Annotated in this window: 8 protein-coding genes; 6 read left to right on the top strand and 2 right to left on the bottom strand. The window is 74.4% G+C overall.

Features of this window, described 5'->3' with window-relative positions:
* Positions 1-28 precede the first annotated feature (28 nt).
* The 6 genes from ACFY1P_RS11300 to ACFY1P_RS11275 all read left to right on the top strand — a co-directional run bounded on the left by ACFY1P_RS11300 (position 29) and on the right by ACFY1P_RS11275 (position 8342).
* Complete coding sequence (locus ACFY1P_RS11300) at positions 29-688, top strand: response regulator transcription factor (protein WP_361521614.1); 660 nt, start codon at positions 29-31, stop codon at positions 686-688.
* A 110-nt stretch (positions 689-798) separates the two neighbouring features.
* Positions 799-3951, top strand: coding sequence for an alpha-N-acetylglucosaminidase TIM-barrel domain-containing protein (locus ACFY1P_RS11295; RefSeq protein WP_390750505.1), 3153 nt, complete (start codon positions 799-801; stop codon positions 3949-3951).
* A gap of 64 nt (positions 3952-4015) precedes the next feature.
* Positions 4016-4624 (top strand): rhomboid-like protein, encoded by a 609-nt coding sequence (locus ACFY1P_RS11290; protein ID WP_390750504.1) that lies wholly within the window; start codon positions 4016-4018, stop codon positions 4622-4624.
* A 31-nt stretch (positions 4625-4655) separates the two neighbouring features.
* Complete coding sequence (locus ACFY1P_RS11285; RefSeq protein ID WP_390750503.1) at positions 4656-5447, top strand: tyrosine-protein phosphatase; 792 nt, start codon at positions 4656-4658, stop codon at positions 5445-5447.
* 169 nt (positions 5448-5616) lie between these two features.
* Entirely contained in the window at positions 5617-7560 is a 1944-nt protein-coding gene (locus ACFY1P_RS11280; RefSeq protein WP_390750502.1) for a hypothetical protein, read from the top strand.
* An 83-nt stretch (positions 7561-7643) separates the two neighbouring features.
* Entirely contained in the window at positions 7644-8342 is a 699-nt protein-coding gene (locus ACFY1P_RS11275) for a TetR/AcrR family transcriptional regulator (protein WP_361521601.1), read from the top strand.
* A 23-nt stretch (positions 8343-8365) separates the two neighbouring features.
* Here ACFY1P_RS11275 and pulA read toward each other — a convergent pair whose 3' ends face one another.
* Positions 8366-10930, bottom strand: coding sequence for a pullulanase-type alpha-1,6-glucosidase (pulA, locus tag ACFY1P_RS11270; protein WP_390750576.1), 2565 nt, complete (start codon positions 10928-10930; stop codon positions 8366-8368).
* A 215-nt stretch (positions 10931-11145) separates the two neighbouring features.
* Positions 11146-12543 carry an alpha-amylase family protein gene (locus tag ACFY1P_RS11265; RefSeq protein WP_390750501.1) on the bottom strand — a complete coding sequence of 466 codons (1398 nt, stop codon included), beginning with the start codon at positions 12541-12543 and terminating at the stop codon, positions 11146-11148.
* Between the last annotated feature and the right edge of the window lie 210 nt (positions 12544-12753).

Here is a 12753-nt window from a genome sequence, read left to right as displayed (position 1 = left end):
GCCCCGTCACCATCCCAGGGAGAACCCCTTGCGCGTCGTGCTCGCCGAAGACCTGTTCCTGCTGCGGGACGGGCTGGTCCGGATGCTGGAGGCCTTCGGCTTCGAGATCGCCGCGGCCGTGGAGAGCGGCCCGGAGCTCGGCCGGGCGCTCGCCGAGCTGAAGCCGGACGTCGCGGTCGTGGACGTACGGCTGCCGCCGTCGTTCACGGACGAGGGGCTCCAGTGCGCCCTGGCGGCCCGCCGGGAGACGCCGGGGCTGCCGGTGCTGGTGCTGTCCCAGCACGTGGAGCAGCTGTACGCGCGGGAACTGCTCGCCGACGGCAGCGGGGGCATCGGGTATCTGCTGAAGGACCGGGTGTTCGACGCGGCGCAGTTCGTCGACGCCGTGCGGAGGGTCGCGGCGGGCGGCACCGCGATGGATCCGCAGGTGATCTCCCAGCTGCTGACCCGGCGGTCGCGGGACACGCCGATGGGGCGGCTGACGCCGCGCGAGCGGGAGGTGATCGAGCTGATGGCCCAGGGGCGGTCGAACGCCGCGATCGCCGCGCAGCTGCACATCACGGAGCGGGCGGTCACCAAGCACACGTCGAACATCTTCGCCAAGCTCGGCCTGCCGCCGTCCGACGACGACAACCGGCGGGTGCTGGCGGTTCTGGCCTATCTCGACCGGGGCGAGAGCCTCGCCTGACCGGCGGCCGGGCGAAGCCGCCGACGAGCCGTCATTGCTCCCTCTGATGGCCCCCGCTAGCGTGCGCCTCGCACGCGCGCGTTGTCGCGTACCGCACAGTGGGGAGCGCCATGACCGAGCTGCCGACGCCGTCGCCGTCCAGACGTGCGGTGCTGGGGGCCGTCGGAGCGATCGGCGCGGGAGCCGCCCTCGGCACCACCTCTCCCGCGGCCGCCTCCGACCCCCGGCTCCCCGTCCCCTCCGACACCGCCCCCTCCGCCCCCTTCGATTCCGCTCCCGCCCGTGCCGCGCTGGAGCGCCTGCTGCCCGCGCACGCGCGGCAGTTCACGCTGACCCCGCTGCCCTCGGGCCGGGAGCGCTTCGAGGTCACCGGCACGGCCGGCCGGATCGAGGTGGCGGGCACGAGCCCGGCGGTGCTGCTGACCGGTGTGCACTGGTACCTCAAATACGTGTGCGGGGCCCACATCACCTGGAGCGCGCGTCACCTCGACCTGCCGGCCGCCCTCCCCGCGCCGGGCGAGCCGCTGCGGCGCTCCACCGCGCTGCCGCACCGCTTCGCGCTCAACGACACCAACGACGGCTACACCTTCCCGTACGCCGACTGGCCCTACTGGGAGCGGATGATCGACATCCTCGCCCTGCACGGCTGCAACGAGGTGCTGGTGATCGCCGGGCACGAGGCCGTACACCACCGCGTCCTGCTGGACAGCGGCTACACGGACGCCGAGGCGCGCGCCTGGCTGCCCGCCCCCTCCCACCAGCCGTGGTGGCTGCTGCAGAACCTGAGCGGGTACGGCGGCCCCCTCTCCCCCGCGCTGATCGCCCGGCGCGCCGCGCTGGGCCGGCGGATCTGCGACCGGCTGCGCGAGCTGGGCATGGCCCCGGTCCTGCCGGGCTACTGCGGCTCCGTGCCCGACGGTTTCACCGAGCGGAACCCGGACGCGCGCGTCGTCCCGCAGGGCGTGTGGCACGGCTTCGGGCGCCCCGACTGGCTCGACCCGCGCACCGGCGCCTTCGCCCGTACCGCGGCGTCCTTCTACCGCCACCAGCGCGAACTCTTCGGTGAGGCAGCGCACTTCAAGATGGACCTGCTGCACGAGGGCGGCACCGCGGGCGACGTCCCCGTGGCGGCGGCGGCCCGGGGCGTCGAGAAGGCGCTGCGCGCCGCGCACCCGGAGGCGACCTGGGTGATCCTCGGCTGGGAGAGCAACCCGGTCCCCGAGCTGCTCGACGCCGTCGACCGTGGGCGGATGCTGATCGTCGACGGCATCTCCGACCGCTTCGAGGGCATCACCGACCGGGAGAAGGACTGGGGCGGCACTCCCTACGCCTTCGGCAGCATCCCGAACTTCGGCGGGCGCACGACGCTGGGCGCGAAGACCGACGTCTGGGAGGCGAAGTTCTTCGCGTGGCGGGACAAGCCCGGCAGTGCCCTGGCCGGCACGGCGTACATGCCCGAGGCCGCCGACCGCGACCCGGCTGCCTTCGAGTTCTTCTCGGAGCTGGCCTGGCACGAGGAGGCGCCGGACCGCGAGCAGTGGTTCCGCGCGTACGCCGACTTCCGCTACGGCCGCCGGGACGCCGCGGCCCGGGACGCGTGGGCGGCGCTGCGGGACACCGCCTACCGGCAGCACGCGCCCGGGCGCAGCGACCCGCACGACAGCCTCTTCGCCGCCCGCCCGGACCTGGCCACGGACCGGGCCGGGGAGTACGCGCCGAGCGCCCTGTCGTACGACCCGGTCCGCTTCGACGCCGCGCTCACCGGGCTGCTGGCCGTCGGCGCGGGCCTGCGCGGCCGCGACACCTACCGCTACGACCTGGCCGACGTCGCCCGCCAGGCGCTCGCGCACCGCAGCAGGCAGCTCCTCCCCGAGCTGCGGGCCGCTCACGAGCGCGGCGACCTGCCCGCCTTCCGGGCGCTCGCGGCGCTGTGGCTGAAGCTGATGGGCCTGGCCGAGGACATCGCGGGCACGCACCAGGCGTTCCTGCTGGGGCCCTGGGACGCCGCCGCGCGGGCCATGGCCACCGGGCCGCAGGAGGCGGACGAGCTGGTGCGCGCGGGCCGGGCGCTGCTGACCATATGGGGCGGACGGGCCACCTCCGACGGCGGCAAGCTGCACGACTACGCCAACCGCGACTGGCACGGCCTGATGAGCGGCTTCTATCTGCCGCGCTGGCGGCGCTGGCTGGAGGAGCTGGAGGACGCGCTGCGCGAGGGGCGGGCGCCGCGCGCCGTGGACTGGTTCGCGGTGGAGGAGCCGTGGACGCGGGCGGGAACGGCGTACGCGCAGCGGCCGGCCGGCGACACCTACGGCACGGCCGTACGCGTACGGGACGCCCTGGCCGCCGCCCCGTACCAGGGCGCGCTGTCCACCACCGTGCGTCCCGCCGCCGTGCCGCCGGGCGGCACCGCCACGGTCACCGTCGCCCTCACCAACGTGAACGGCCTGCGGGCCACCGGCCGCGTCGACCTCGACGTGACGGGCGTCAACGCCGAGGCACAGGGCCCCACTTCGCTGCCCGGCCTGCCGCCCGGCGGCACGGGCACGGCCCGCTGGCGCGTCACCGCGCCCGCCGCACCGCTCGACCGCCCGCTGCGCCGGCTGCCGTACGAGGCCGGCGCGCTCTACGGCCCGCAGGGCGCGACGCGGGTGCGGAGCGCACGCAGCGACGTGCTGTTCCTGGCCGGTCCGCTCGCCGCCGGGTGGCGCACGGTCAGTGGGAACGCCGCCGTCTTCGGCCAGCTGGAGGACGACCGCTTCGCGATCGACGGCTCGGGCGACGACCTGTGGAAGGGCACCGAGCAGTTCGGCGCGCTCTACCGCGCGGGCGCGCTGCGGACCGGCGACACCGCCACCGTGCGGGTCGACTCGCAGACGGACACCGGCAGTTGGGCGCGTGCGGGCATCATCGTGCGCGACGACCTGACGGCGCGGTCGCCGGGGGCCGTGAACCTCGCGCTGACGCCGGGGCAGGGCGTGGTCCTGTCCTACGACGCGAGCGGCTCGGGCGCCTTCGACACCTACCGGCGCATCACGGGGGTGCGGGGGCCCGTGTGGCTCAGGCTCGGCCGGGTCGCCCCGGGGGTCTTCCGGGGCGAGTGCTCCTCGGACGAGGGCGGGCCGTGGCGGACGGTCGCGGAGGTACGGGTTCCGGGCACGGCCCCGGCGCAGGACGTCGGGCTCTTCCTGACCGCGGGCAATGACGGCAGCGGTGCGCGGGGGCTGGCGGAATTCAGCGGGTGGCGGCTCGGCCGGCCGTGAACCCCGCATGCCCGTGCGGGCCCGAACCCTGCCGGAGCGGGCCCGCACGGGCGACCATGGCCGCATGACCGCACCACACACGCCCCGACGCCTCCCCCGCCTCGCCCCCGCCTACGTGGGCGCGCTCTCCCTTGCCACGGCCGCCACCCACCACTGGCTCGCCCCGGCCGCCCGGGAGCGCCTGCTGAAGCGCTGCTCGACGAACGTCGACAATCTGGGGAGCGGCCGCTGGGACACCCTCGCCACCAGCGCCCTGGTCATGGAGGGTGCGATGGAACTGCCGTACGCCCTGCTGCTCCTGGCGGTCCTGGGCTACGCCGAGTACGCGTACGGCGCGTGGTGGGCGGCGGGCGCCTTCGCCCTGGGGCACGTCGGCGCGACCCTGCTGGTGTACGGCGGCCTGCGGGCCGTACGCACCTCTCCGCGCACACGGTCCGCCACGGACGTCGGTCCGAGCTACGGTTACCACGCGGTCCTCGGCGCGCTCGGCGCACTGCTTCCACGGGGCGCCGCGCGCACAACCGCGTACGCCGCGCTCCTGGCGTTCGGCGTGCGCCCCCTGCTGCGCGGGAGGCCGACGTTCACGGACGCCGGGCACCTGACCGCACTGGGGCTGGGGGTGGCCCTGGGGCTGGGGTGCGAGCGCGCCCTCGGCTACCGTTCGGCACAATAACGGTAGATATCCGACAAGGAGAGACGCGACCATGCCGCAGCTCGATGCCTCGACCATCATCAATCTCCGCGATCTCGGCGGCATCGCGCTCGCCGGCAATTCGGCCGTCCGCCCAGGCCTGCTGCTTCGCTCCGGCCAGCTCGACCGGCTCGACCCGGAGCTCGACCCCGCGGTCGCCGCCCTCGGCATCCACACGGTCGTGGACCTGCGCTCCGAGCACGAGCGGCACGAGCGCCCCGACCAGGTGCCCGAGAGCGCCCGGCTGATCGTCGCGGACGTGATGGCCGCCGGGATGACGGGCGCCGAGAGCGTCCCCGCCAAGCTCGACTCGGTGCTCGGCAACCCCGCCGTCGCGGACGAGCACCTGGGCAACGGCAAGGCCGAGAAGCTGCTCTGCGACGCCTACCGCGCCTTCGTGACCTCCGAGTCCGCCTGCGACGCGTACCGCCTCCTGCTGTCGGCCCTCGCCGAGCCGGACTGCGGCCCGCTCCTCTTCCACTGCACCGCGGGCAAGGACCGCACGGGCTGGGCGGCCACCGTGATCCTGCTGCTCCTCGGCGCGGACGAGGCCACCGTCCAGGAGGAGTACCTCTCGGTCAACCCGGCCGTGCGGGCCGCGTTCGCGCCGCTCATCGACCGCTTCACCGAGGCGGGCGGCGACCCGGAGATCTCCGACGCGATCCTCGGCGTGCGGCCCGCCTATCTCGCGGCGGCGCTGGAGGAGATGGAGCGGGCGTACGGCGGGGTGGAGGCGTACGTCCGCGACGGCCTCGGCGTCCCCGACGACGCGGTCGACCGCATCCGCGCGCGCTACGTGGCCTGAGGCGGCCTGACCGGCGCACGGCCCGGCCGTCAACCCGCGGCACGGCGGACGCCGCGCCGCGGTGGCGCGGGAACGGCGGCCCGCGGGCTTCCACCAGCGCCGACCCCGTGCCCCCGGTCACCCGACGGGCGTGAGGTGACCATCTCACCATTCACTCGTTCTACGGACCGTGGAGCAGCAAGCGACAGCCCCCCGGACCGTCCCGCCCGTCGACGTCGAGCAGGCGGAGGCCGCGCTCATCGAGCACTACCCGCGTCTCGTGAGGCTCGGGTATCTCGTGCTGCCGCCCACCCTGGGCCGCAATCGCCGGGTGCTCACCGCGCACGCCCTCGTGCAGCGCGCCCTGCCCCGCAACCGGGTCACCCAGGCCGAGCTCGCCGGACTGACCGTGCCCGCCCCGCGCGGGGGCGCCGGTTCCCCGGGCGACCCGGGCTATACGTATGTGCGGCAGCGGGTGCTGCGGGCCGCGCTGGAGGCGGGCCGCCCGCGCGGGCGGTGGCAGCTGCCGAAGGCGGGCCGGCTTCCACCGCTGCTGCCGCAGGTGTGGGGGCTGCGGCTGTTCCCCCGCTCCGGCGGCGCCGACGAACTCGCCCTGGACCAGGCGCTCGCCGCCCTCTCCGGGCCCGGCCGGGCCGCCTATGTGCTGCGCGCCCTGGAGCTGCCCTCCGACCGTGACGTACGGCAGGCGCTCAAGGCCGCCGGCGTCGAGGACCCGGCGTCCGCGCTCATCGAGGCGGACGGGCTGCGCACGCCGGCCGGGAGCCGGGACGCGTCGCTGCTGGAGTCGATGGAGTTCGACCCCTGCTCCCTCCAGGCGCGGCCCACGGACCTGATGCGCCGCCGCCAGCACGGCCGGGCCGCCCTCGCGGCGGCCGCGGCGGCCGCCGTGTGCGGCACGCTGCTGGTGCTGCCGGACAGCGGCTGGGGCCCGGACGGCGCCGCCGCTCCCCCGTACGCGCAGAACGCCTCGGCGCAACAGGCCCTGGACCCCGCGAAGTTGACCCGCGCGAGCGCGGACGCGTGGCAGCGCGCGGACCGCTCCGGCTTCGCCGTCTGGCCCGCCCGCGGCAGCCGCACCGACGACCAGGCACTGCTGCGCCGGGCCCTCGCCGTCTGGGCGCGGCCGGGGAGCAGCGTGCGGGTGACCGCCACGCCGGGCACCGCCACCGGCCCCGCCGCCGGCCCGCCGCAGCTGCTGTACGCGGGCGAGGTCGGCCAGGCCACGGTCGTGGTCTTCCACGACGGGCTGCGCCTGGTGCGCTACGCCGAGGCCAGGAGCGGTGACACCGGCGGCGCGGCCCTCGACTTCGCCCGCGCGGACGCGGCGGACGAGGACTCCGCGACCGCGGTCGTCGTCGGCCGGGCCGACAGCGACGTCCGCTATCTGACGGCCCCTTGGGTGAGCGAGGTCTCGGTGCGCGACCTCCTCAAGCCAGGCGACAGCCCGCGGCCGCTGCGCACGGCGGCCGACGGGGTGACCGACCCGACCATCAGCCCGGCCTCGGCCAGGGACTGCCACAGCTGGCCCGCCCTCCAGATGGGCGGCCGCCTGGTGACCGACCTCGGCGAGCTGACCCCGGCCCGGCTCACCACGGGCGCCCCCGGCGAGCAGCACGACGTCACCGGCCCGGCCGCCCGCGCCGACTGGGCGCACACCGCCTGCCACCTGCAGACCATGCGGGCGCAGGGCGTGCGCTCGGTGAACTCCTGGCCCTTCGCGACCCAGCCGCTGCCCGGCGGCACGGCGGGCAGCGCGGAGTGGCTGTGCACCCGGGCCGAGACGTGGCGCGGCGCGGGGAGCCGGGTGCTGGCGCTGTTCCAGCCGCCGGGCACCCGGCCGGGCGCGGCGAGCCCGCCCGTCGCCCGCGCCGAGGGCTCCCCCGCATGCGGGGAGCGCGACCCGCACGCCCTGGCGGGGGTGCTGTGGAAGTCGCCCGGCGGCAATTGGTACGCGCTCGCGGCCGGCAGCGACGACGTGCAGTCGATCGCCGCGACCGGCGCGGTGCAGACCACCGCCTCCGGCCACCTGCTGGCCGTCCCCGCGAAGCCCGGCTCCCGGACGGCGCTCAGCGCACGGCTGACGGACGGGAAGAAGCTCACGGCCATCCAGTGAGGGGCTCCCGGTGACGAACGACCCCTGCCCACCTGCCTCCTGAGCACGGTCAGCCCCTCCGGGCTGCCATTAGTATGACCGCCATGACGAACGGGATACGGCGCAGAATGGCGGTCGAGCAGCGACGCGAGCAACTGATCGCGGTCGCACTCGAGCTGTTCGGCCGACGCCGCCCGGACGACGTCTCCATCGACGAGATCGCGGCGGCGGCCGGGATATCCCGGCCGCTCGTCTATCACTACTTCCCCGGCAAGCAGAGCCTGTACGAGGCGGCGCTGCGCCGGGCGGCGGACGAGCTCGCGGCGCTCTTCGACGAGCCGTGCGAGGGCCCGCTGGGCGAGCGGCTCGCGCGGGTGATGCACCGCTTCTTCGACTTCGTCGAGGAGCACGGCACGGGCTTCTCCGCCCTGATGCGCGGCGGCCCCGCCGCCGGGAGCGGCCGGGCCTGCGCCGTGATCGGCGGAGTGCGGCAGGCGGCGTACGCCGAGGTGCTGCGCCACCTGGGCGTGCAGTCACCGCCCCCGCGGCTGGAGCTGACCGTCCGCTCCTGGATCTCCCTGACCGAGACGACGGCCCTGCTCTGGCTCGACGACCGCCGCATCCCCCGCGCCGAGCTGGAACGCCAGCTGGTCCACGACTTCGTGGCCCTCACGGCGGTGAGCGCGGCCTACGACGAGGACATGGCGGAGGTCCTCCGCCACATGCTCACCGACGAATCGGACCTCGGCCCCTTCACGGACCTCCTGACCCGCCTCTCGGCACTGGCGCCGCTGTCGGTCTGAGGGGCGTCAGCCTGCGTCGGTCCTCAGCCCCCTTGCCGGAAGACCGCCACCGTGCGGCCCGGGATCGTGAAGGTGCCCGATGTGCGGTCGTACGACGCCGACTTGACCACCGGGTCGGATCCCGCCGCCTGGAGTGGGTGGAGGGCGTACGGCGTTCCGGACAGCGTCGGGACGTGCTGGGTGAGGCGGCCGGGGGTGGCGTTCAGGGTGATGAGCAGGTTGCCCAGCCGCATCGTGATCACGCCCGGTGTCTCGTCGTTGCCGGAGAGCGGGAAGGAGAGGTCCGCCTGGACGTCGGCGGCCGTGGTGTGGCTGAACGCCTTTTCCGTCGTGCGGATGCGCAGCAGGTCGCGGTAGGCCGCGGAGGCCGCCTCGGTGGGTGCGCAGCCGGGGCGCAGGGCCGGGTCGGCGAGGAGGGGGCGGGCGTAGGGCCACTTGGCCGCGTTGTCCTTGGCCGGGGGCAGGCCGCGGCCGAAGCCGTTGCCGTCGGCGCAGTCCCAGTGGATCGCGTTGAACCAGTCGCCGCTGTCGAAGGAGTCGCGGTCCAGGGACTTGGAGCGCAGGAGGTCCGTACCGGCCTGGGAGAGCGCGGGCCCCTGGGACAGCGCGGCGGTGGCCATGGCGAGGACCTGCGTGCGGGCCCGCTCGGCGGGTGTGGTGCGCTGCGGCAGTTTGAAGGCGAGGGCGTCGTAGAGGGTCTCGTTGTCGTGCGCGTCCACGTAGGCGAGGGCGTCGCCGGGGGCGGCGGCGTAGCCGGCGGGCGCGCCGTTGTAGTCGACGTCCGAGCCGCGCACGCTGTGGCCGGTGGAGTCCGTGAAGCGGTACGCGGCGAGGTTGCCGGTCAGGCCCACCTTGACGATGTCCTGGGCGTGCAGGAGGCGGGCCCGCTGTTCCTCGGGGGTGCCGGGGGTCGCGCCGTTGGGGTCGGTGTAGAGGCCGGAGGCGAAGCCCTGGACGCGCGGGTCCGCGTCGAAGGGGCCGCCGCCGCGGACGGCGTCGCGGGCGCGGTCGGAGAAGGTCGCGATGCCAGTGCCCGCCATGTTCTTCTGGGTGGCCTGGACGAAGCGGGCGTCGTTCGCGACCTCGCCGAAGTTCCATCCCTCGCCGTAGAGGATCACCGACTTGCCGTCGACGCCGTCCTTGGCGGGCGTGAGCGCGTCGAGGGCCTTGCGCACGGCCAGGATGTTGGCCTTGGGGTGGTGGCCCATGAGGTCGAAGCGGAAGCCGTCGACCTTGTACGCCTTGGCCCAGGTGACGACGGAGTCCACGACGAGCTTGCCCATCATGGCGTGTTCGGGCGCGGTGTTCGCGCAGCAGGTGGAGGTGGCGACGGTGCCGTCGTCCAGCAGCCGCTGGTAGTAGCCGGGGACGATGCGGTCGAGGACGGACTTCGGGTCCTGTCCGGAGGCGGCCGTGTGGTTGTAGACGACGTCCATGACGGTGCGCAGCCCGGCGCCGGCCAGGCCCTGGACCATCCGCCGGAATTCGAGGGTGCGCCGGGGGCCGTCGGGGTCGGAGGCGTAGGAGCCCTCGGGGACGGTGTAGTGCAGCGGGTCGTAGCCCCAGTTGTAGGCGTCCCGGGCGGCCGTCCGCCCCACGCACTCCTGCTGCCGCTCGGAGTCGGCGGGCAGGGCGGCGAGGTCGCAGGCGGGCGTGGCCTGGTCGGCGCGCTTCTCGGGGACGGTGGCGAAGTCGAAGGCGGGCAGCAGGTGGACGTAGGAGGTGCCCGCGTCGGCGAGGCCCTTCAGGTGGCGCATGCCGGCCGAGGTCCGGTCGGTGAAGGCGAGGTACTGCCCCGGGTGCGCCGAGGTGCGGTCCGCCACGGAGAAGTCGCGGATGTGCAGTTCCTGGATCCGCGCGTCCCGCAGGGGCACGGCCCGGGGCTTGCGGAGCCCCTGCCAGCCGGGCGGGGCGAGGGCGGGGTCGGCGAGGTCGGTGACCACGCTGCGCGCGGAGTCCGCAGTGAGGGCGGTGGAGTACGGGTCGGTGACGAGGTTGGTGACCACCTTCCGCACGGTCGGGGCCCAGACGGTGACGGCGTACCGATAGGGCTTGCCGGTCCACTCGCGGGGGCCGGTGACGCTCCAGACGCCGCTGGTGGCGTCGCGCCGCATGGGCACGGTGCGGCCGTCGAGTTCGAGGGCGACGCGACGCGCCGTGGGCGCCCAGACGGAGAGGGTGGGGCAGCCTCGACGGAAGGCGGGGCCGAGCTCGGCCTTGGCCGCGGGCGCGGCGTAGAGGTCGTCGAGGACGCCGGCTGTCTGTACGCCGGTGGTGATGTCGTCCGTAGTGGCGGTGAGTTGGCCGCGCAGCGCTGCGGGGACGCGTGACCGGTCGCCGGGGGCGATGCGGAAGGCGTCGTAGGCGGCGAGGTGGGGATACTTCGCCCGCTGGCCGGGGGTGAGCCCGCCGGGCTGCGGGGTGAGGGCGAAGGTGCCGGTGTCGTGTACGAGGCGGTGGGGGTGGCCGGGGTCGCCGAGGTTCTTGGGCCAGGCGACGGTGGTGCGGTCGATCCATTGCACGGTGGCTTGGGGCGGGGTGGGTTGGGGCGTGGTGGCCCGGGCCGGCCCGAGCCCCGCCAGGGGCAGCAGTAGCAGGACGACGGTGGCCAGGCGTTTACGACGGCGCATGGGGCTCCTTGGGCTCGCTGATCCGTTTGTCTGCCCCAGTCCCGCCCCTTCCCGGCCGCATTGGTATGCGGCTCCGCCGCGTGAGGGGGCAAGCCCCCAGACCCCCAAAGCGGCTGCGCCGCTTGTCCTCGGGCGAAGCCCCTGGATACGGGAAGAGCCGGTGTGGGGAAAAATCAGGCGCACGTGCGCGCACCCACATGCAGCGCCAGTGCCGTGTTCGGGGCCAGCGTCGCCGTGAAGGTGCCGTCCCCCGCGACCGCCACCCTTCGGCCGCCCTGCACGTCGCAGTAGTCACCCGCCGGCAGCGACGTCTTGAAGGTGCGGCTCAGCGCGAACGACTCGTGGTTGACGACCACATAGCCCTTGTCCCCGCGCCCGAACGCGATCGCCTGGTATCCGTTGTCCCACCAGTCGCCGACGGCCGCGCCCCGTGTCGCGTTGCGGAAGGCCACCATGGACTTGATCTCGGGCCATTTGTGCTGGCATTTCCAGCCGTCCTGCCAACAGGCCGTCACCGCACCGCTGTTGGGCGGGCCCGCGTCGCGGTCGGTGAATTCGTAGCCGGAGTGGACGTCGGGGGAACCGTAGGGACAGGCGAGCATGAAGACGTTGGCGAGGGTGTAGTTCGCCCCGTCCTTGTAGCTGAGGGTGTCGCCGCCGCGCTCGGTGTCCCAGTTGTCGGTGAAGACGGATGCCTGGCCGCCGGGCAGATAGCCCCAGCCCTCGCCGAAGTTCTTGAGATAGGCGAGCCGCTCTCCGTTGAAGACGCGCTTGAGGTCGCGCGCGTAGCGGAATTCCTGGACGTCGCCGTTGCGCAGGTATTCGTCCGGCTGGACGGCCTCGCCCGCGCCGTAGATGGTCTCCTGCTTCCAGTAGACATCGGGCTTGCTCAGCCGGGACTTGATCGCGGCGAGGTCCTCGGTGGCGATGTGCTTGGCGGCGTCGACGCGGAAGCCGTCGACGCCGAGCGAGAGCAGGTCGTCGAGGTAGGCGGCGATGCGGTCGCGTACGCGCTCCGCGCCGGTGTCGAGGTCGGCGAGGCCGACGAGTTCGCAGTTCTGGACGTCGCCGCGGTCGCGGTAGTCGCCGACGGGCTTGCGGCAGCCGTGGAAGTCCCGGTCCTCGTACGTGCCCGGATAGCCGTACTTCGTATACGTGGTGCCGCCGGTGCCCGTGCCGGAGCCGGCGGCCATGTGGTTGACGACGGCGTCGGCGACGACCTTGACCCCGGCCGCGTGGCAGGTGTCGACCATGTTCTTCAGCGCGGCGCGGTCGCCGAGCCGTCCGGCGACGCGGTAGCCGACGGGCTGGTAGGAGGTCCACCACTGCGGTCCCTGGATGTGCTCCTGGGGCGGGGAGACCTGGACATAGCCGTAGCCGGCCGGGCCGAGGGTGTCCTTGCACTCTTTGGCGACGGAGGCGTAACTCCACTCGAAGAGCACGGCGGTGACGTCGCGTTCACCAGGGGCGGCCGCCTGGGCGGGCGGGGCGCAGGTGAGGGTTCCGGCGACCAGGGCGGCGACGGCGAGCAGGGCTCTCCGGCCGGTTCCGGGCAGGGCGAAGGGGGGCACGGCGCCTCCTGAGGGGGGGGTGACCGGTTCCTGACGAACCGGGACAGAACGACCTGGTGCGGCAACGCACCGCACCCAGCAGGCCGATGAAGGTTCTTGCTCTTCTTGCTGCAACTTCCGGTCCGCACGACCGCGACAACTGCCGCGCACGAGACCGTACGAGGCCGGTAGCCGCTGGTCAACCCTTGGGACACGGTCCGGTTACGACCC

The sequence above is a fragment of the Streptomyces sp. NPDC001407 genome (assembly GCF_042895325.1).
Lineage (GTDB): Bacteria > Actinomycetota > Actinomycetes > Streptomycetales > Streptomycetaceae > Streptomyces.
The sequence above is the reverse complement of the archived record's forward strand: the minus strand, read 5'-3'. Positions and strand labels throughout refer to the sequence as shown.